This window comes from Cellulophaga sp. BC115SP, assembly GCF_009905545.1.
Taxonomy (GTDB): Bacteria; Bacteroidota; Bacteroidia; order Cytophagales; family Spirosomataceae; genus Flectobacillus; species Flectobacillus rivi.
The window spans coordinates 1-23,386 of sequence record NZ_JAAALB010000049.1; the positions used below are offsets into that span (position 1 = coordinate 1).

The window sequence follows — 23,386 nt, forward strand, 5'->3', positions numbered from 1 at the left end:
AAAAACAGAACACCCTTCTTGGGCTTCGTTCCGCTACGCTACACTCAGCCCAAGAAGGGTTAAAAACATAATCAAAGTAGACAGATTATGTATATTTTTAAACTGTACTAAAAATGGGAAGCCGACAAACTTCCACAACGCGCCTCACTTATGCTAAATAGGAGATGGTTCTTACGCTTACTCTCAGCTTTAAAAAAGATTAAATACCATTAAATCAACAATATAGTGTTTTTAATACTTTAATAAGCGGTACAAGTATATTTTACTATTTTACTTCATTAAAATACATTCATCAAATCTGATTTACTTGTACCAGAAAAGGAGCGTTTCAATCCTTATTCTAATGGAAGTTACTCTGGAAGCGCAAGATGTATGATACATTAGTCACGCCAATGGAAGAGTTTCAATCCTTATTCTAATGGAAGTTACTCTGGAAGGACCGCCTAGCGCAGGACGGCGAAGCGATTAAGGCTAGTTTCAATCCTTATTCTAATGGAAGTTACTCTGGAAGTGTAATGGGTTGTAATTTATACCCAGACATATCTACATCGTTTCAATCCTTATTCTAATGGAAGTTACTCTGGAAGATTGACTCTTTGACAATGGAACTCCTTTCGGATGCTCTAAGTTTCAATCCTTATTCTAATGGAAGTTACTCTGGAAGCTTATTCATCAAAACCAACTGCATTACACATGGCTGGGTTTCAATCCTTATTCTAATGGAAGTTACTCTGGAAGATCCTGTAGAAGAACCTAACAGGAAGGATTATTTCCGTTTCAATCCTTATTCTAATGGAAGTTACTCTGGAAGCAAAGTTTAACGACTTGGAGCTAAACCCCGAAGAACGTTTCAATCCTTATTCTAATGGAAGTTACTCTGGAAGAGTTTACGTGGCGCTGGATATTTACCACCCTTAGATTGTTTCAATCCTTATTCTAATGGAAGTTACTCTGGAAGTAATTGGGGGCTTTTTTTATGGGCGAAATCTGATTTGTTTCAATCCTTATTCTAATGGAAGTTACTCTGGAAGACAAATATAGCATAATTTCACATTATGCCAATAGCAAAGTTTCAATCCTTATTCTAATGGAAGTTACTCTGGAAGCTGACGGGCGCTAGGGTTAAGGCATGTAAGAACGTGGGTTTCAATCCTTATTCTAATGGAAGTTACTCTGGAAGGCAAGTATTTTCCTGAAGTGTACAAGGCGGCTGAAGGTTTCAATCCTTATTCTAATGGAAGTTACTCTGGAAGCTGAAGAAGTAACAGGCGAAAAAGTTGAGGAAATTGGTTTCAATCCTTATTCTAATGGAAGTTACTCTGGAAGTTTTTAAGCTCAATAATCTCAAGCTCGTTGGTTGGGGTTTCAATCCTTATTCTAATGGAAGTTACTCTGGAAGATACAGGCTTAAACAGTGCAGAGCTTTTGAAATATGGTTTCAATCCTTATTCTAATGGAAGTTACTCTGGAAGTTCACTGTATATTCGCCACATGGTGATAATTCTGGGTGTTTCAATCCTTATTCTAATGGAAGTTACTCTGGAAGTCGATTCTGAATACTACCTGCTGATCGTTGTTCAGAAGTTTCAATCCTTATTCTAATGGAAGTTACTCTGGAAGATGATTAGACCAATGAGCGTAAGTAATATGCTTAAGAGTTTCAATCCTTATTCTAATGGAAGTTACTCTGGAAGTCTTGAGCAACAATAGCTGCATTAGTGTTTTTTGTATAGTTTCAATCCTTATTCTAATGGAAGTTACTCTGGAAGTAGAATTCTGGTCTGTTGAATTGTCGGAGGCTTGGGAGTTTCAATCCTTATTCTAATGGAAGTTACTCTGGAAGTCTAAATGAGGCATTGGATGGAATGAAATTCAATGACCGTTTCAATCCTTATTCTAATGGAAGTTACTCTGGAAGAGGAGAGTATTTGAATGCAAATGCTTCGAGAAGAATGTTTCAATCCTTATTCTAATGGAAGTTACTCTGGAAGAGTATCTATTTCTTCAATAGTATTTTGGGCTTCTATAGTTTCAATCCTTATTCTAATGGAAGTTACTCTGGAAGCTTTCAAGGAATATGGTATGACTGAGATTGAGGTGGGTTTCAATCCTTATTCTAATGGAAGTTACTCTGGAAGCAGAGCAATTAGATGCCGAAAGAAAAGCTGAAGAGCGTTTCAATCCTTATTCTAATGGAAGTTACTCTGGAAGGGGTTGACTGTACACTTTGTGAGAAAATATCTATTGAGTTTCAATCCTTATTCTAATGGAAGTTACTCTGGAAGTAAGGCATGTAAGAACGTGGTAAATTCGAAGCATGGGGTTTCAATCCTTATTCTAATGGAAGTTACTCTGGAAGTTCTCGACGCACCCGATGCAGTTGAAGGAGCAGTTGGGTTTCAATCCTTATTCTAATGGAAGTTACTCTGGAAGATTAAGTCAAGTACACGACCAGAGCATTCACCGTAAGTTTCAATCCTTATTCTAATGGAAGTTACTCTGGAAGACCGACAACACAAACGTGGCAACAAGCCCAAAGAAGTTTCAATCCTTATTCTAATGGAAGTTACTCTGGAAGTAGAGGTTGGAGCTGGTGTCTCAGTATCAAGCATTGGTTTCAATCCTTATTCTAATGGAAGTTACTCTGGAAGATTTTATGCCAGAAATTTACGAGCATCCATTTTGCTGGTTTCAATCCTTATTCTAATGGAAGTTACTCTGGAAGACTGGGAATTATTGGTACGTGTGCGGTCAAAACTTTGTTTCAATCCTTATTCTAATGGAAGTTACTCTGGAAGGCCTTTGCGATTTTTCGATATGAGTATCTTTTCAAGGTTTCAATCCTTATTCTAATGGAAGTTACTCTGGAAGTTTCAGTTTGCATTGCTTTGAGTTATATATGGCTTATGTTTCAATCCTTATTCTAATGGAAGTTACTCTGGAAGAGCTCATGTATAATAGACGGGATCATGCTATCTGGAGTTTCAATCCTTATTCTAATGGAAGTTACTCTGGAAGTTGCAAATGCTCACAAGAATACCGCAAAATCAATGAAGTTTCAATCCTTATTCTAATGGAAGTTACTCTGGAAGGCACCAACTGTAACCTGCACCAAGTCCAACGCTTTTGTTTCAATCCTTATTCTAATGGAAGTTACTCTGGAAGGGAGATGTCGATGTAATGAGATTGAGGTATTGAAAGAGTTTCAATCCTTATTCTAATGGAAGTTACTCTGGAAGATGGATATATAAGTGATTCAAGCCCTTGTATTTCTTTGTTTCAATCCTTATTCTAATGGAAGTTACTCTGGAAGTATACAAGTGCAGTGCCGTACGGTACGCAGGATAGACGTTTCAATCCTTATTCTAATGGAAGTTACTCTGGAAGTGTCTGCTATTGCCGAAGGTCCTGCAAAGGAGTTGGGTTTCAATCCTTATTCTAATGGAAGTTACTCTGGAAGATGACGAGTATAGGAACTTCGGGATGCCTCAGCAAGCAAGTTTCAATCCTTATTCTAATGGAAGTTACTCTGGAAGAGTTCTTCTTAGATGAAAAGAACGTTCCCCAGGATTTGTTTCAATCCTTATTCTAATGGAAGTTACTCTGGAAGATTATGTCGACCAAGTTCATCTCAACCAAAATGGGCAGTTTCAATCCTTATTCTAATGGAAGTTACTCTGGAAGAGGTATCTTCTTTCTCTCCATTCGAAAAATCTGTGGTGTTTCAATCCTTATTCTAATGGAAGTTACTCTGGAAGTTTTTTTAGTCCTTCTCCGCTGGCATTTTCAGAGTGGGTTTCAATCCTTATTCTAATGGAAGTTACTCTGGAAGTTTTTTTGATGGCTTCCTGCGCCTCCTGATATTCGGTGTTTCAATCCTTATTCTAATGGAAGTTACTCTGGAAGCCCGTATGGTTCCAAAACGGCGGTTTATCTATTCACCCTGTTTCAATCCTTATTCTAATGGAAGTTACTCTGGAAGAAAACATCGCATTAACAATAGCATTACTTTTCATTTGTTTCAATCCTTATTCTAATGGAAGTTACTCTGGAAGCTAGGATGGGAAAAAAGAAATGAAATTCGTGAATTTTGTTTCAATCCTTATTCTAATGGAAGTTACTCTGGAAGACGGTATTTGATACCATTTTGCTGAGTATAATCCTGTTTCAATCCTTATTCTAATGGAAGTTACTCTGGAAGGGGAGCTAGAAAAATTCATGCGGGACACCTATAAGGTTGTTTCAATCCTTATTCTAATGGAAGTTACTCTGGAAGGATATTTTACTCCTTCCCCTAAATGCTGTTAATGGTCGTTTCAATCCTTATTCTAATGGAAGTTACTCTGGAAGCCCACTTTTGGGGCTCTACTGTTCCCGAAACTGCACCGTTTCAATCCTTATTCTAATGGAAGTTACTCTGGAAGGAAACTTTTCCATATTGGCTAGTGCTCTAAGACTTCGTTTCAATCCTTATTCTAATGGAAGTTACTCTGGAAGGAAAAGGATGCTTACTGATATGAATGAAGAAATTTCGTTTCAATCCTTATTCTAATGGAAGTTACTCTGGAAGAAATTCAACCAACGTTTTGAATACTGGAGGTATTCTTGTTTCAATCCTTATTCTAATGGAAGTTACTCTGGAAGGTTAGACCTAATTGAGCAAGGATACCGCGTTTGCGAGTTTCAATCCTTATTCTAATGGAAGTTACTCTGGAAGACGGCGATACTCGTCGATAACTGTATAAGAGTACAAAAGTTTCAATCCTTATTCTAATGGAAGTTACTCTGGAAGCAAAAATCGCAGGCTTTGAGATTATGCGTTATGGTTGTTTCAATCCTTATTCTAATGGAAGTTACTCTGGAAGCGGTATCGGGGCGCTGTATTGGCGGAACCTACACAAGTTTCAATCCTTATTCTAATGGAAGTTACTCTGGAAGTTATCGACAATGTAACGGTTTACAAGGAGGAACTGAAGGTTTCAATCCTTATTCTAATGGAAGTTACTCTGGAAGTTGTTACGGTAAGCCTTATGAGTCAGGGTCATGGGTGAGTTTCAATCCTTATTCTAATGGAAGTTACTCTGGAAGCATTTTAACTACGTTTTGTTTGAAAATGGAATTTACAGTTTCAATCCTTATTCTAATGGAAGTTACTCTGGAAGTCTCAATATCGTTGACTGATTCCAGCGATGAATCTGAGTTTCAATCCTTATTCTAATGGAAGTTACTCTGGAAGCTTAAGTTTAATCATACTAGAAACCCTCATTCCTAAGTTTCAATCCTTATTCTAATGGAAGTTACTCTGGAAGTCTATTTGTGTTATGACAAGATTTGAGGAGATAGAGAGTTTCAATCCTTATTCTAATGGAAGTTACTCTGGAAGTCTATTAATCTGCTCTTCTTAGCTCGACATAGTTTAAGTTTCAATCCTTATTCTAATGGAAGTTACTCTGGAAGAATCTGCCTAGGGAACTTTCGCAACTGGAATGGCTCGGTTTCAATCCTTATTCTAATGGAAGTTACTCTGGAAGATACCTACAAAACTTTAGATATGCTGAAATTGGAGGGTTTCAATCCTTATTCTAATGGAAGTTACTCTGGAAGGTATTTGGTTACGGCTAATCCAGTTTGATGTATTGTGTTTCAATCCTTATTCTAATGGAAGTTACTCTGGAAGCTTATGCAAGAGTTCATAATGAAGGTGGCGAAATTGGTTTCAATCCTTATTCTAATGGAAGTTACTCTGGAAGCCAGACTCGTTATTTGGGTGCAATCACATCGAAAAAGTTTCAATCCTTATTCTAATGGAAGTTACTCTGGAAGTAGAATCTGATGCAGATTTTGCAAGATTTCTAGGTAGTTTCAATCCTTATTCTAATGGAAGTTACTCTGGAAGTAGGATGGGAAAAAAAAATGAAATTCGTGAATTTTGTTTCAATCCTTATTCTAATGGAAGTTACTCTGGAAGACTACAATTACTACAATTTGTTAAGGCTATAATTATGTTTCAATCCTTATTCTAATGGAAGTTACTCTGGAAGATATTCTGCTTGCGATTTCAGCGAGATGTGTTTTTCTGGTTTCAATCCTTATTCTAATGGAAGTTACTCTGGAAGATTCCCAATCATTTTTTTGCACTGGCATTTCTACTGTGTTTCAATCCTTATTCTAATGGAAGTTACTCTGGAAGCCACAAGCTGTCCAAAGTGTTCAAATTTTTTACGTAGTTTCAATCCTTATTCTAATGGAAGTTACTCTGGAAGATTCTATTATTATAGCACATAATCATCCAAGCGGAAGGTTTCAATCCTTATTCTAATGGAAGTTACTCTGGAAGACTTGGAGATGCTGAAATTACACCTTTTGACATGGACGGTTTCAATCCTTATTCTAATGGAAGTTACTCTGGAAGCCTTAATCGAAATAAAAACAAAGATTAAGGAAATAGAGTTTCAATCCTTATTCTAATGGAAGTTACTCTGGAAGCTAGTCAATTAAGAAATAATAAGGCTATAGGGACTGAGTTTCAATCCTTATTCTAATGGAAGTTACTCTGGAAGATAAGACAGGCCGAAAATTCAATGTAATGGAAAGTAGTTTCAATCCTTATTCTAATGGAAGTTACTCTGGAAGTCAAGTTAAGCGAAAAAACCGCAAAGGTTCACGCTTAGTTTCAATCCTTATTCTAATGGAAGTTACTCTGGAAGGCACGTCGTAGCGCTCCGATTGTTTTGACATTGCGAGTTTCAATCCTTATTCTAATGGAAGTTACTCTGGAAGATATGGAGCTAGGGCAGTTCCCGAAACCGCACGACGAGTTTCAATCCTTATTCTAATGGAAGTTACTCTGGAAGAAGTCGGAATGCCATCCGCGGAAATGGACTTGTTTCGTTTCAATCCTTATTCTAATGGAAGTTACTCTGGAAGATCTGCTCCTCATAATAGTCCGCGTCGTTAATTTTCAGTTTCAATCCTTATTCTAATGGAAGTTACTCTGGAAGCCTCATGTTTTTAGCCGAAAGATAAAAAGACCCGCCGTTTCAATCCTTATTCTAATGGAAGTTACTCTGGAAGAGGCTACCCGTATAACGTTAGAGCTTATTGAAAATCGTTTCAATCCTTATTCTAATGGAAGTTACTCTGGAAGGTAGTCTACGTAGGGGTATAATTTTGGGATATTATCGTTTCAATCCTTATTCTAATGGAAGTTACTCTGGAAGTTCTAGTGTAATATTCAAAGAACAGCTAGCATTCCCTATGTTTCAATCCTTATTCTAATGGAAGTTACTCTGGAAGATTGCGTTTTGGAGTACAGCATTAGGAAAACCGTTCTGTTTCAATCCTTATTCTAATGGAAGTTACTCTGGAAGACTAGGAAGCATAGACAACGATAAGAATTGGAGGAATGTTTCAATCCTTATTCTAATGGAAGTTACTCTGGAAGACGCTATTTCCATTTTAGTATTTTCTTTAGTTTCTGGTTTCAATCCTTATTCTAATGGAAGTTACTCTGGAAGTTAATGCAATTGCAGTATCATTATAGTACTTGACATAGTTTCAATCCTTATTCTAATGGAAGTTACTCTGGAAGTGTGGTGGTTGAGTCAGATTTAGGCATATTTACGCCGTTTCAATCCTTATTCTAATGGAAGTTACTCTGGAAGTCACGCCAGCAGGTGGTGCAACATCACGTTGGTCTCGTTTCAATCCTTATTCTAATGGAAGTTACTCTGGAAGTTCGTAGCTTCTGAATTATCAAATGGGCATCTTCCAGTTTCAATCCTTATTCTAATGGAAGTTACTCTGGAAGCAAAACATAATAGTAATGTTAGAGGTTTTTTTGCTAGTTTCAATCCTTATTCTAATGGAAGTTACTCTGGAAGCTAACAGCTTCAAGCATTCTTCGAAGTGGCTCGTACAGGTTTCAATCCTTATTCTAATGGAAGTTACTCTGGAAGATCTCCAAGTTTGCGCCCGCCTTAAGTTCGTACTTCTGTTTCAATCCTTATTCTAATGGAAGTTACTCTGGAAGATACCTCCGACCAGCACGTTATCGAAAGTGAGGTTAGTTTCAATCCTTATTCTAATGGAAGTTACTCTGGAAGTGACAGCGATGCCAAAATGATTCTTGAGAACAAAATCAGTTTCAATCCTTATTCTAATGGAAGTTACTCTGGAAGTTACTCTGGAAGTTGATAGAATTATCCTGTTTCATGCCCGTTTATCAATGTTTCAATCCTTATTCTAATGGAAGTTACTCTGGAAGCAATTGTAAGATTAGACCCCATCGGCTTCATGGCGCGTTTCAATCCTTATTCTAATGGAAGTTACTCTGGAAGTTGGTTTGGCATTGGCGTATTCTTTGTTTGTGTCGGGTTTCAATCCTTATTCTAATGGAAGTTACTCTGGAAGTTATTAGAACATGCCAGCAGAATTCTGTGCCAGTTTGGTTTCAATCCTTATTCTAATGGAAGTTACTCTGGAAGCAATTGTAAGATTAGACCCCATCGGCTTCATGGCGCGTTTCAATCCTTATTCTAATGGAAGTTACTCTGGAAGTTGGTTTGGCATTGGCGTATTCTTTGTTTGTGTCGGGTTTCAATCCTTATTCTAATGGAAGTTACTCTGGAAGTTATTAGAACATGCCAGCAGAATTCTGTGCCAGTTTGGTTTCAATCCTTATTCTAATGGAAGTTACTCTGGAAGTCGCAAACGCATCATATAGTCTCGATGAAACAGGAAGTTTCAATCCTTATTCTAATGGAAGTTACTCTGGAAGATTTTCGAAGGGTCTGAGTACCTTTTGAAAGGTGATTGTTTCAATCCTTATTCTAATGGAAGTTACTCTGGAAGTAGATTGTTTAAGAATTCTAAGCTGCTTTACTGAAAGTTTCAATCCTTATTCTAATGGAAGTTACTCTGGAAGTTATGGAATATTCAGATTGTTTTACCCTTTGATTATTTCGTTTCAATCCTTATTCTAATGGAAGTTACTCTGGAAGATTCGATAACAGCTGTTACCTTTCTTGTGCCAATCGGTTTCAATCCTTATTCTAATGGAAGTTACTCTGGAAGGCTAAGGAACAAGTAAAAACAATCCTTGGTGGCATCCTGTTTCAATCCTTATTCTAATGGAAGTTACTCTGGAAGGTTAACCAATCTTTTCAGTTTTTTAGAACTGATATTAAGTTTCAATCCTTATTCTAATGGAAGTTACTCTGGAAGTGAAGGTAAGTGTTACCGTAACGCCTGCTCTAATTGTGGTTTCAATCCTTATTCTAATGGAAGTTACTCTGGAAGAGTCTATTTGCGCAAACTCGCAAAAGTGAAACGTATCGTTTCAATCCTTATTCTAATGGAAGTTACTCTGGAAGACAACCTTACCGCGCTAGACGGCGCGGAGTTGGTGAAGTTTCAATCCTTATTCTAATGGAAGTTACTCTGGAAGACGGCGACGAGTTTAACGAAGGGCGCGACGCGGAGGGGTTTCAATCCTTATTCTAATGGAAGTTACTCTGGAAGAAGGCTTGCAAATCCCCGTGAGTGCGCGCAAGCTGGGTTTCAATCCTTATTCTAATGGAAGTTACTCTGGAAGCGTTTATCTATTTTGGTATTTATACGGGCGAACTAGTGGAGTTTCAATCCTTATTCTAATGGAAGTTACTCTGGAAGTAATTCTAACATTTATAATTCTAGCGATATGCAACGTTTCAATCCTTATTCTAATGGAAGTTACTCTGGAAGTTCTCGTAGACGGCTTTTTCGGCACAATCGCAAGTGTGTTTCAATCCTTATTCTAATGGAAGTTACTCTGGAAGAAGATAATTTAGCCCCGCCGTAACCGCAATTTCGGCGACGGTTTCAATCCTTATTCTAATGGAAGTTACTCTGGAAGGAAGGCTTGCAAATCCCCGTGAGTGCGCGCAAGCTGGGTTTCAATCCTTATTCTAATGGAAGTTACTCTGGAAGCGGCGTTGACTAATACCGAAGATATGTTTGCGGGCACGTTTCAATCCTTATTCTAATGGAAGTTACTCTGGAAGTCAGATATTTTCCTTTACAAACAGCTCAAAGGAATTAGTTTCAATCCTTATTCTAATGGAAGTTACTCTGGAAGAAACATCGTGGAGCTATTCCAGATGTGTATGCTGATCGTTTCAATCCTTATTCTAATGGAAGTTACTCTGGAAGAGGAATCCTCCGATACGTGGCTGATTGTCTACAAACTGTTTCAATCCTTATTCTAATGGAAGTTACTCTGGAAGTCCACTCCAAAAATGGATCTAGACACTCATTTTTGAGTTTCAATCCTTATTCTAATGGAAGTTACTCTGGAAGTGTTAATAAACCCATGTTTTTTTAGTGGTTAGGTGTGTTTCAATCCTTATTCTAATGGAAGTTACTCTGGAAGAGTACTTTGAAGAAGTAATCTGAAAACTCTTCTTAAGGTTTCAATCCTTATTCTAATGGAAGTTACTCTGGAAGTAAGTGTAAAATTTGGGGATGGCAGTTTGAAAATGGGTTTCAATCCTTATTCTAATGGAAGTTACTCTGGAAGAGGCTACCCGTATAACGTTAGAGCTTATTGAAAATTGTTTCAATCCTTATTCTAATGGAAGTTACTCTGGAAGGATATTACGCTCTACTCGGTTTTCCCATTGTTCTACGGTTTCAATCCTTATTCTAATGGAAGTTACTCTGGAAGAAAAGACGGAACAGGAACTTGCCAACCTTGAAAAAGGGTTTCAATCCTTATTCTAATGGAAGTTACTCTGGAAGCCAATCTACGTTCAAAAGATGCTAAGCTAGAGGATATGTTTCAATCCTTATTCTAATGGAAGTTACTCTGGAAGGGGCTGGGGTGTATTCACAAGAATTATCCACCTCCACGTTTCAATCCTTATTCTAATGGAAGTTACTCTGGAAGTTTCCTAGAGCTAATCAAAAAAGTTTGATTGCAAGGAGTTTCAATCCTTATTCTAATGGAAGTTACTCTGGAAGGCATTGCGACAAACTTCTCATTGTCAAGTAGTTCTTGTTTCAATCCTTATTCTAATGGAAGTTACTCTGGAAGAAGAGAAAGAGTTGGCGCTTACATTAGCTAGGAAAGGTTTCAATCCTTATTCTAATGGAAGTTACTCTGGAAGTGAAAAGCCGTTTTTCTTTGACGACTATCCTAGGCTGTTTCAATCCTTATTCTAATGGAAGTTACTCTGGAAGAAAAATATAGTCCTCTTGATTGGTTGAGGCTCAGTCAGTTTCAATCCTTATTCTAATGGAAGTTACTCTGGAAGGGGCTGGGGTGTATTCACAAGAATTATCCACCTCCACGTTTCAATCCTTATTCTAATGGAAGTTACTCTGGAAGTTTCCTAGAGCTAATCAAAAAAGTTTGATTGCAAGGAGTTTCAATCCTTATTCTAATGGAAGTTACTCTGGAAGGCATTGCGACAAACTTCTCATTGTCAAGTAGTTCTTGTTTCAATCCTTATTCTAATGGAAGTTACTCTGGAAGAAATAGACGATTTGAGTGCGATGTTTGCGAGTCTCTGTTTCAATCCTTATTCTAATGGAAGTTACTCTGGAAGCGTCCGCTTTTCTCTGGGCATCGAGTGATTGAGCATGTTTCAATCCTTATTCTAATGGAAGTTACTCTGGAAGAAACCAACTCACTAAGCTAGCGCAGGGCGGACGAATGTTTCAATCCTTATTCTAATGGAAGTTACTCTGGAAGATAACGGGGTCGAGCTTGTACCTGTTAAGGGTATCGGGTTTCAATCCTTATTCTAATGGAAGTTACTCTGGAAGACATTGTATCCAAAACAACCTGCAAATGAGGAAGAGGTTTCAATCCTTATTCTAATGGAAGTTACTCTGGAAGCCCGTAGCGCATCAATGTTGGAATCACAGGCACTGTAGTTTCAATCCTTATTCTAATGGAAGTTACTCTGGAAGGCCAAAAATTATCTGTTTCTACATTCTTTTCTTCTTCGTTTCAATCCTTATTCTAATGGAAGTTACTCTGGAAGAGCTACATGGATGGCTACAATGGTGTAATGGGTGCCAGTTTCAATCCTTATTCTAATGGAAGTTACTCTGGAAGAACATGGACAGAATGGGCAAATTTTTCAAGTATCAAGTTTCAATCCTTATTCTAATGGAAGTTACTCTGGAAGTTTAGGCGGATACGGGGGACTAAATACGCCTACAAAGTTTCAATCCTTATTCTAATGGAAGTTACTCTGGAAGACGAGGTATCTAAGAAAATTCAAGAAAATACCCAAACGTTTCAATCCTTATTCTAATGGAAGTTACTCTGGAAGCATCGAAAAATTTATAGAGCAAATTCAAAATGGCAATGTTTCAATCCTTATTCTAATGGAAGTTACTCTGGAAGAGGGCTGGCAGAGATGCCCGCCCTTTTTTTGTGATGAAGTTTCAATCCTTATTCTAATGGAAGTTACTCTGGAAGTAAAGTTCAAAGCTGGACAAAGCTTACAGCAATTAGGTTTCAATCCTTATTCTAATGGAAGTTACTCTGGAAGTAGTATCCTTTGTCATCCAATCATAACCTATTCCAAGTTTCAATCCTTATTCTAATGGAAGTTACTCTGGAAGGTTTACTTGTAAAAGTTCTTGATGAAGGTATAACCTAGTTTCAATCCTTATTCTAATGGAAGTTACTCTGGAAGTGAGTCTGAGCCTAATTGTATTAGTACTGAAACAGGGTTTCAATCCTTATTCTAATGGAAGTTACTCTGGAAGAGCAACGGAGGCAATAGTGGAGGAAAACAAAGAGGATGTTTCAATCCTTATTCTAATGGAAGTTACTCTGGAAGCCCTTTCCGACGTAGAGTTACAGGAATTAAGTTCGAGTTTCAATCCTTATTCTAATGGAAGTTACTCTGGAAGAAAACATTGATTAGTTTTCTTTTCATTTAGATGTTATGTTTCAATCCTTATTCTAATGGAAGTTACTCTGGAAGAAAAATACTATTGAGGCTGAAGCATACAGGAAAAAAGGTTTCAATCCTTATTCTAATGGAAGTTACTCTGGAAGAGTTCGAAATATAGTTCTTGCCATCCCGACCCTACTAGTTTCAATCCTTATTCTAATGGAAGTTACTCTGGAAGCTAGCATTGAAGCAATGCCTTCGAGAGCCTTATCGCCGTTTCAATCCTTATTCTAATGGAAGTTACTCTGGAAGCCCATTTTTTAGCTGGAAAATTATTTATACTACTGGGTTTCAATCCTTATTCTAATGGAAGTTACTCTGGAAGTGGGGTGACCAAAGACCCTCCGTCAGAGAAGACCCCTGTTTCAATCCTTATTCTAATGGAAGTTACTCTGGAAGAGTTGAGGTTGGCTAGTTAGGCTTTCACTCAAAAATAGTTTCAATCCTTATTCTAATGGAAGTTACTCTGGAAGAATCTCCATTTTCGTCTTGTGTGGCTTCTGTTGTAGGTTTCAATCCTTATTCTAATGGAAGTTACTCTGGAAGAGCCGAGATTGACAAATAGTAACTTTTCACATTATTAGTTTCAATCCTTATTCTAATGGAAGTTACTCTGGAAGAGCAACGTGGGATTTTGTAGCAAATCCATTACCTGTGTTTCAATCCTTATTCTAATGGAAGTTACTCTGGAAGAGTTGAATGAAAACAATTTGATAGCAGAACCATTCCGTTTCAATCCTTATTCTAATGGAAGTTACTCTGGAAGCTGAATTTTACTAGCTTCATTTAGATTGCCTCTAATCCCGTTTCAATCCTTATTCTAATGGAAGTTACTCTGGAAGCTGCTTTAATTGATGTTTTTGGGTATCCTGTTACTACGTTTCAATCCTTATTCTAATGGAAGTTACTCTGGAAGATTTCAGGAATGGGGGGGGCACATACAAGGCTTTGATTGTTTCAATCCTTATTCTAATGGAAGTTACTCTGGAAGAAGCAAAGAAAATAGCGGTGTAACAATAGACCTTGGGTTTCAATCCTTATTCTAATGGAAGTTACTCTGGAAGAAGGATATAATGTGATTTCAAGCTCTGAATTATTTGCGTTTCAATCCTTATTCTAATGGAAGTTACTCTGGAAGAGACAGAACAGGAGATTGAAAAAGTAGTTGAGCCTGGTTTCAATCCTTATTCTAATGGAAGTTACTCTGGAAGTTTTCTCAATCTTATTGCCTCCTGTATTGATGGGAAGGTTTCAATCCTTATTCTAATGGAAGTTACTCTGGAAGCGAAGAAATTAAACGGCTTATGTCTAATTTTTTCGGGTTTCAATCCTTATTCTAATGGAAGTTACTCTGGAAGCTTGTAGCGGGTTTGGCTTGCTGTACGGTACGTTTCGTTTCAATCCTTATTCTAATGGAAGTTACTCTGGAAGTCTTGTAGATTTAGAAGGTGTACTTTGTCTAGATAGAATGTTTCAATCCTTATTCTAATGGAAGTTACTCTGGAAGTCGAACTGGCAACAGAAGATGAAACTTCTATTACGAGTTTCAATCCTTATTCTAATGGAAGTTACTCTGGAAGTTTAGATAGATTATCATTGGGTTATATTGAATGGAAGGTTTCAATCCTTATTCTAATGGAAGTTACTCTGGAAGACAGATTTTTTTCTGACCATGAATGGATTAAGCTTGGGTTTCAATCCTTATTCTAATGGAAGTTACTCTGGAAGTTAGACTTTCAAAATCATCGTTACATTCAGTATCACAGTTTCAATCCTTATTCTAATGGAAGTTACTCTGGAAGACAGCTTTTGTTTTTCAAAGCTGTTTAATTCGCCCTGTTTCAATCCTTATTCTAATGGAAGTTACTCTGGAAGATGGAAAGCTAGGTGCAAAAACGGTAGAGGCTATCAAGTTTCAATCCTTATTCTAATGGAAGTTACTCTGGAAGAGCAAAACAGTTAGCCGAACACTATGCAGTAATGTAGTTTCAATCCTTATTCTAATGGAAGTTACTCTGGAAGGCTGTAGGCGGTAAACTGTTGGGGCTTGGTGGATGCGTTTCAATCCTTATTCTAATGGAAGTTACTCTGGAAGCATTTTCTGAGAAAGGAAAATCTTTCTTTGAGAAATGTTTCAATCCTTATTCTAATGGAAGTTACTCTGGAAGAGCATATTTGAGGGGCTTTTAGTTAATAATTAAGAGTGTTTCAATCCTTATTCTAATGGAAGTTACTCTGGAAGTATAAACAATATCCAAAGTAGTACCATTTGCAAGGGTGTTTCAATCCTTATTCTAATGGAAGTTACTCTGGAAGGCCTACCTATCTAATCGTATTATTGCCTGTGCTGTGGTTTCAATCCTTATTCTAATGGAAGTTACTCTGGAAGACTTCCCTGTACCTCACCGAGTACCTCGATTTGATTGTTTCAATCCTTATTCTAATGGAAGTTACTCTGGAAGTTGCACCGAGAAAGAATTTGATGCGGTACCAGATCCATAGTTTCAATCCTTATTCTAATGGAAGTTACTCTGGAAGCCAGACAAAGACTTTTATCCAGACTTTAAACTTCATTGTTTCAATCCTTATTCTAATGGAAGTTACTCTGGAAGACACCCCGACGCTAACAGCCACACCGCCAACAACATGTTTCAATCCTTATTCTAATGGAAGTTACTCTGGAAGTATTTGCGTGGTACGGCAGAAGAAAGCGTAACCACCCGTTTCAATCCTTATTCTAATGGAAGTTACTCTGGAAGCCGAAACCGTCGAGCAGGTAGCCAAAGAATTAGGCACGTTTCAATCCTTATTCTAATGGAAGTTACTCTGGAAGGCCCCGACGAAGCCGAAGGGGCTTTTGCATTGGAAGGTTTCAATCCTTATTCTAATGGAAGTTACTCTGGAAGAGTAGCCAACACAATGGGCGGGCTACAAATGCTATTGTTTCAATCCTTATTCTAATGGAAGTTACTCTGGAAGTTTTGGAGATACAAGAGAGCCAATTATAATTTTTAGTGTTTCAATCCTTATTCTAATGGAAGTTACTCTGGAAGTTAACATTATGAACCTTGAACGGCTTTTTTATCTTGGTTTCAATCCTTATTCTAATGGAAGTTACTCTGGAAGTAGGGTATTAGACAACGCACTCAAAACTTCAACACTGTTTCAATCCTTATTCTAATGGAAGTTACTCTGGAAGTATTATATCCAAGACGGCATTCTCACAAAGTTGAATGTTTCAATCCTTATTCTAATGGAAGTTACTCTGGAAGAGTATCATAAAAAGTTTATTATATCAGGTGATTTTTCGTTTCAATCCTTATTCTAATGGAAGTTACTCTGGAAGCCTATAATGGCCAATTTTTATTTGTCTTTTTCTACAGTTTCAATCCTTATTCTAATGGAAGTTACTCTGGAAGAAAATTGATTCCCTTTCTTCTATTAGGAATGATTCTCTGTTTCAATCCTTATTCTAATGGAAGTTACTCTGGAAGAGCTCCGAGCTTCTGTAATTTTAAGATTCTGTTTTTGTTTCAATCCTTATTCTAATGGAAGTTACTCTGGAAGATAACTCGCCTTTTGTAGCAACTTGATCTGCAAACTCGTTTCAATCCTTATTCTAATGGAAGTTACTCTGGAAGTGTCTTTGAGGTAATAGCAAGTTTTCAGGCTGTAAGGTTTCAATCCTTATTCTAATGGAAGTTACTCTGGAAGAGGGTGACCAAAGACCCTCCGTCAGAGAAGACCCCTGTTTCAATCCTTATTCTAATGGAAGTTACTCTGGAAGGCTCGTCGTAAAACTCCTCCGAAATAATCGGCATGAGTTTCAATCCTTATTCTAATGGAAGTTACTCTGGAAGTATAGTTTCACAGCTTATTTTTGAAAGAGTATTTTCGTTTCAATCCTTATTCTAATGGAAGTTACTCTGGAAGCCCAAAACGTTCAATACTTTGCCATTTTTGTAGTCAAGTTTCAATCCTTATTCTAATGGAAGTTACTCTGGAAGCGAGCGCACTCCCAGTGCAACAGGTCAAAAGCCTGCGTTTCAATCCTTATTCTAATGGAAGTTACTCTGGAAGCTTCTTCAACCCAAATCCCTGTAGCTAACCAGTGATGTTTCAATCCTTATTCTAATGGAAGTTACTCTGGAAGAAAGCTTCAGTATCTCATTCAAAAGTATTCAGATTTCGGTTTCAATCCTTATTCTAATGGAAGTTACTCTGGAAGAAAGCTTCAGTATCTCATTCAAAAGTATTCAGATTTCGGTTTCAATCCTTATTCTAATGGAAGTTACTCTGGAAGGGGTTGGTGCAGATGCTTCAGCTAATAATTATTCGCGTTTCAATCCTTATTCTAATGGAAGTTACTCTGGAAGAAGGTAACTTCAGTATCTAGTTTAGTTTTTCGCTCCTCGTTTCAATCCTTATTCTAATGGAAGTTACTCTGGAAGTTTTCTTTCTTTTTCTATTACTCATTCTTAGCCTCTGGTTTCAATCCTTATTCTAATGGAAGTTACTCTGGAAGTTTCTTGCGTCATTTATTTAAAAATTAAAAGTGTTTGTTTCAATCCTTATTCTAATGGAAGTTACTCTGGAAGAATCATATCTTTACCACTAGGGTCATGGTCTCCAAAGGTTTCAATCCTTATTCTAATGGAAGTTACTCTGGAAGATAGGATTATTTAAAAAAAGCTCACTTTAATAGTTAGTTTCAATCCTTATTCTAATGGAAGTTACTCTGGAAGGTCTTAAAGCCATACCCGTTTATTTAGCTGTCCCGAAGTTTCAATCCTTATTCTAATGGAAGTTACTCTGGAAGAATTGCTTAGGCTTTGTTCGGATAGCCTAGGCGTGTGTTTCAATCCTTATTCTAATGGAAGTTACTCTGGAAGTTAGGAGTTCTTCGGGTAGCTGTATCGTATGTATTTCGTTTCAATCCTTATTCTAATGGAAGTTACTCTGGAAGAGGTCGAAAGGTCATCCACCATGAAAGCTTGAATTTTTGGTTTCAATCCTTATTCTAATGGAAGTTACTCTGGAAGGCCATGTTGTCTTTGAAGCTTGCTACTGCTGATACTGTGTTTCAATCCTTATTCTAATGGAAGTTACTCTGGAAGACAAGACTAATTTCCCGTCTTTGTTTCTTACTCTCCGTTTCAATCCTTATTCTAATGGAAGTTACTCTGGAAGGGTGGGTATTGTGATTATCTTATTGTTACGCCAACAGGTTTCAATCCTTATTCTAATGGAAGTTACTCTGGAAGACCCAGCGACCTTTTCAAAGTCAAAATTAACTGCATGTTTCAATCCTTATTCTAATGGAAGTTACTCTGGAAGTTTGAAAATGTCAATTGCTTTTCGTCCGTATCCTCAAGTTTCAATCCTTATTCTAATGGAAGTTACTCTGGAAGACTAATATTTCCAATGCCTTTGAGATTGTTCAAACTGTTTCAATCCTTATTCTAATGGAAGTTACTCTGGAAGCCACGACACGAACAACCGACAAATCACGCTTTACAAGTTTCAATCCTTATTCTAATGGAAGTTACTCTGGAAGTAATCAGCCTTCTGTTTTTATTGAGAAAAGAGTGAAGTTTCAATCCTTATTCTAATGGAAGTTACTCTGGAAGAGATTTGTGTACAAGAAAACCATGAAGGAGCTCACGGGTTTCAATCCTTATTCTAATGGAAGTTACTCTGGAAGATGTTGTCTTTGAAGTTCCAGGGGGTACGTTAATGATGTTTCAATCCTTATTCTAATGGAAGTTACTCTGGAAGAAAAAAATCTATTTTTTTCATAAAAATTAGAAACAAGTTTCAATCCTTATTCTAATGGAAGTTACTCTGGAAGCGTGCAACCCGTTGGGCATTCTTGAAGCTTGAACGGGTTTCAATCCTTATTCTAATGGAAGTTACTCTGGAAGGGCTCGCTGACCAACATTTACACTATTTTTGAAAAAGTTTCAATCCTTATTCTAATGGAAGTTACTCTGGAAGCTTCAATTTCCTTGTTTTTCTGCTCAATGTCATAATGTTTCAATCCTTATTCTAATGGAAGTTACTCTGGAAGCTTATCCCGTATTGATTCAGTGCGACAAACACCCCTGGTTTCAATCCTTATTCTAATGGAAGTTACTCTGGAAGTTCAGCGCTACGGCGCAAAGAAGCCTGAACTTGTTGGTTTCAATCCTTATTCTAATGGAAGTTACTCTGGAAGAGCTTTTTTTTGTTCGTACTCCTTTTTTGACATTGCGTTTCAATCCTTATTCTAATGGAAGTTACTCTGGAAGGATGGATATTATTTACAATTAAGTTTGCCCAAAATTCGTTTCAATCCTTATTCTAATGGAAGTTACTCTGGAAGGATTACCTAAGCGCTTTTCAATGCTTTTCGACTGCTGTTTCAATCCTTATTCTAATGGAAGTTACTCTGGAAGGACTTTATTAAGAGGCTTATTTATAATCAGGCAGAAGTTTCAATCCTTATTCTAATGGAAGTTACTCTGGAAGAATTTACGTTTTTCCACAAACAATGAAAAACTTTGCGTTTCAATCCTTATTCTAATGGAAGTTACTCTGGAAGTATAGATTTTATTTATACAAATTACAACAACATAAGGTTTCAATCCTTATTCTAATGGAAGTTACTCTGGAAGAATCAGCCCTAATACTAGCAACTGAGTCAATTTTCTGTTTCAATCCTTATTCTAATGGAAGTTACTCTGGAAGTCCGACTGTTGGCGCACTAGCTTTGTTGTATAGCTTGTTTCAATCCTTATTCTAATGGAAGTTACTCTGGAAGATAGCGCTTACAGTTTCTTTTGTGATTTCCATAATAAGTTTCAATCCTTATTCTAATGGAAGTTACTCTGGAAGTATGCCGTTTTCTATAACGGATAGTACCAAGTGGCCGTTTCAATCCTTATTCTAATGGAAGTTACTCTGGAAGAGTTTACCAAAGGTCAACTTTTTAGACAAAAATTCGGGTTTCAATCCTTATTCTAATGGAAGTTACTCTGGAAGAAAACTGGAACGCTTAATTGTAATAATGGAGGGTCTTGTTTCAATCCTTATTCTAATGGAAGTTACTCTGGAAGACTTATTCATCAAAACCAACTGCATTACACATGGCTGGGTTTCAATCCTTATTCTAATGGAAGTTACTCTGGAAGAACTTCGAATTATCCAGCAGTATTTAGGGTATTCGGGTTTCAATCCTTATTCTAATGGAAGTTACTCTGGAAGATAATCAATTCTAATCACTGGTTCATTGATTTTCTCGTTTCAATCCTTATTCTAATGGAAGTTACTCTGGAAGTGACCCTACTCGCAAGGATTTTTATTTGAACATTATGTTTCAATCCTTATTCTAATGGAAGTTACTCTGGAAGTGTTGTGAAAGCTAAGACTTTTATGATTTCGATGAGGTTTCAATCCTTATTCTAATGGAAGTTACTCTGGAAGCAATGCCTCATCTGTTAATAATGCTTCAGAATCTGAGTTTCAATCCTTATTCTAATGGAAGTTACTCTGGAAGAAGGAATCCTCCGACACGGGGCTGATTGTCTACAAACTGTTTCAATCCTTATTCTAATGGAAGTTACTCTGGAAGAATTTCTTTTTTGTAGTTTTTCTATCTCAAACTTGAAGTTTCAATCCTTATTCTAATGGAAGTTACTCTGGAAGCCGTAGTAAAGTCAAAAACTTTTGTCCTGTCAATGAGGTTTCAATCCTTATTCTAATGGAAGTTACTCTGGAAGAGTATCTTTCTCCACCATCATGATGAACAGCATCGAGTTTCAATCCTTATTCTAATGGAAGTTACTCTGGAAGAGGCTCACCCCTAACCGAATAACATGAAAATTCGGCGTGTTTCAATCCTTATTCTAATGGAAGTTACTCTGGAAGCCGTCTGTTTGGCTAATTACTTGTAACATAAATACTTGTATGTTATTTTTTATTTCTCTTTTATGTTCTAAACAGTAGGTCAATGGACGTTTTTTAGTTTGTTTTTTGAAATTTTCCGTAAACATAACTATCTGTTATTCAATTATTTAGTTCTTTATTTTTTGCTTTTGAAAATAAATTACTACTCGGAAATTGATTACTTCGTGCAAATATTTCGATAAGTGCAAGTTACACATCTCATTTTAGATTTGGTAGCTTTTGGATAATAATTGTTCTCTATAATCTGATAAATTTCTCGGCTTGCCTCTTTTACTAAATGTTTGTCACTGTCTTTTATTTCTACTTCTACCAATTTATTATTGCTCCGTGTATATACCAAATAGCCTTTGTTTACGTTGCAATGAAAATTCTCTTCTATCAACCAAGCATAACAATATAATTGGGTTTTATAAGTCTCAAAAACTTTGTCATCATAAGCCGCAAATTTATAGTCTAAGGGTGTCATCGTGCCATCTTCTAATTTCAATACTTCGTCAATACGCCCTCTTAAAAACTCGTTGGTTAAGTATTGGTCGTTATATCGTTCGACTGCCCCTATACGTCTGCGTAGGTATTCTTTGTTTTGCTCTAATTTCTGGTTGTGGATTTCTCTACCTTTCTGTACTTTGAAATGTCTGTCTTCATATTGTGGAATGGCGATAACATACTCAAAATACGTAAATCTTGGGCAATACAAAAATTCTATGATATGCGATGGTGTAAGAGTCATTGTATGAATGATGAGTTTTGAATGATGAATTGTGAATTAGTTTACTAAGATTAAGTACTACTGTGGATTTTGGATTTCGGAAATTAGCTAACACAAGCTATAAAAGCATTTAATTAACCTTCTCTCTGACACCCTAAGTAATGAATACCATCATTTAAGCGACGTTTTACTTTTTGCAAATAAAAGATAAATTGAAAATTAATCACTCAAAGAAAAAGTGCCAATACTTCATCTGAAACTAATTTTTTGTCAAAGGCTTGTCCCAATAAAACAGTTTCTTGTAATTCGTTTTTTGACATCGGGAAAATATAAACCGAATCGGTATCTTCATTTATCAACTCCTCAATTTGCAGTTGTAAACTGTCTTTCATATTACGGTCTATAGTACCCAAAAATACAGAAAACTGTACTCTGTATAAGCCTGATTGCTTACAAATTTTGGCTACTTTGGTACGTGCCTTATCATTTTTAATATCGTATAATACCCATGCAATCATTGGCTATTGACTTTACGTGTCGATCATTTTGCTATAGATACAGCGTTTCGCTGGTGTCTTTGGTTTTCTCAATCAATTGATTGGCATAAGTATGTGCCTCTTGCTGCATGATATTTGCCCTTGTTTGATTGCGGTTTTTGTAGCGAATGCTATCTTCTTCCAAATATTCGTTCAATGCCTTAATCAACAATTCTTTGCCTTCTTTATTCAAAGTAACACCATTGGTGATTTCGTCGATATGAGCTTTATTTACTTTTTTTGCTGTAAACAGTCTAAAAACGGGTACCTCTACAAATATTCTGAATGGCTCTATAAAATCAAAAACCATCGATTTTTGGTTATAATCGTCTCGGTGTAAATAGCCTACGTAAGGGTCTAATCCTGCTAAAATTAAAGCTTTTTCAATTCTCGTATAAAGAATACCGTAAGCATAATTCAAGAAAGCATTAAATGAATCTTTGGCAGGTCTGCTACTCCTTCCGTTAAATTGATAGGATAATGGCAATACATAATTGATGGTTTCAAAATACAAACGTCCTGCTGTACCTTCTAATCCCCGAATGGTTTCGGCAAAATCTTGAACGGTGTTACCTTCCAATTTACCGACTGAAATAACAAGGTTTTGGATTCGCTCAATTTTATCGTCCAGATATTCCGTCATTTGTGGACGATGTTTTTTCAAGTCTTTTATAAACTCTAACTGGTGCGTCATTTTCTCCGAAATCCAATTTTTGGTAGCCTTTACACCTTCTTCGTTGATACTGGCTTGCAGCTGTTGTTTACGGATTTTGGTCGTACTTCCCAGTTTTGAATGCCAAACTCTTCCCAAGGGATAACCGTCTGATCGTGCAAAAATAATATCAATATTATTGAACAAAGCCAATCGAACCGCCTCGGTACTCAAAGAAGCCGAAGTAGCCAGCACAAACGAACTAACTTTGTGGGCAGCCAAAGGTATTTTCTTTGACTCTCCATCTTTTGCAGGAATTTTCACCTCAAACATATCGTCTTTGATATGTAAGTAAGTGCCAAAGGTGTTTAGATATACTTGCATAGTTTATGATTGAATAGATGGTATTGGATAATGAATATCTTCATAAGCTTTTACGATAGATAAAGCCAATTGTAACTGCTCACCCTCTGGACAATTTGGAGTTGGGAGTTGGTCAAACTGCTTATCAATCCAAGCCAGCATCAACTCGTATTCTTCTTCGGTTTGAATCGCTTGGAAAATCATAGTTGTTATTTCTGTTTTG

The 23,386-nt window shown here is 36.9% G+C and carries 4 protein-coding genes and 1 CRISPR repeat array; all 4 genes read right to left on the reverse strand.

Going from position 1 to position 23,386, the window contains the following annotated elements; translation table 11 throughout:
* The first annotated feature begins 325 nt into the window (after window positions 1-325).
* Window positions 326-20,864: a CRISPR direct-repeat array (repeat unit 37 nt; unit sequence GTTTCAATCCTTATTCTAATGGAAGTTACTCTGGAAG).
* A gap of 196 nt (window positions 20,865-21,060) precedes the next feature.
* The 4 genes from cas4 to GVN22_RS23040 all read right to left on the reverse strand — a co-directional run bounded on the left by cas4 (window position 21,061) and on the right by GVN22_RS23040 (window position 23,367).
* Window positions 21,061-21,633: a CRISPR-associated protein Cas4 gene (gene cas4, locus GVN22_RS23025; protein ID WP_166553365.1), complete on the reverse strand. Its 573-nt coding sequence runs from the start codon at window positions 21,631-21,633 to the stop codon at window positions 21,061-21,063.
* Window positions 21,634-21,839: 206 nt separating this feature from the next.
* A complete protein-coding gene (gene cas2, locus GVN22_RS23030) occupies window positions 21,840-22,130 on the reverse strand; it encodes a CRISPR-associated endonuclease Cas2 (protein WP_166553366.1) in 291 nt (96 codons plus the stop codon).
* 31 nt (window positions 22,131-22,161) lie between these two features.
* Complete coding sequence (gene cas1, locus GVN22_RS23035) at window positions 22,162-23,184, reverse strand: CRISPR-associated endonuclease Cas1 (RefSeq protein WP_166553367.1); 1,023 nt, start codon at window positions 23,182-23,184, stop codon at window positions 22,162-22,164.
* 3 nt (window positions 23,185-23,187) lie between these two features.
* Entirely contained in the window at window positions 23,188-23,367 is a 180-nt protein-coding gene (locus GVN22_RS23040; protein ID WP_166553368.1) for a transcriptional regulator, read from the reverse strand.
* Window positions 23,368-23,386 lie beyond the last annotated feature (19 nt).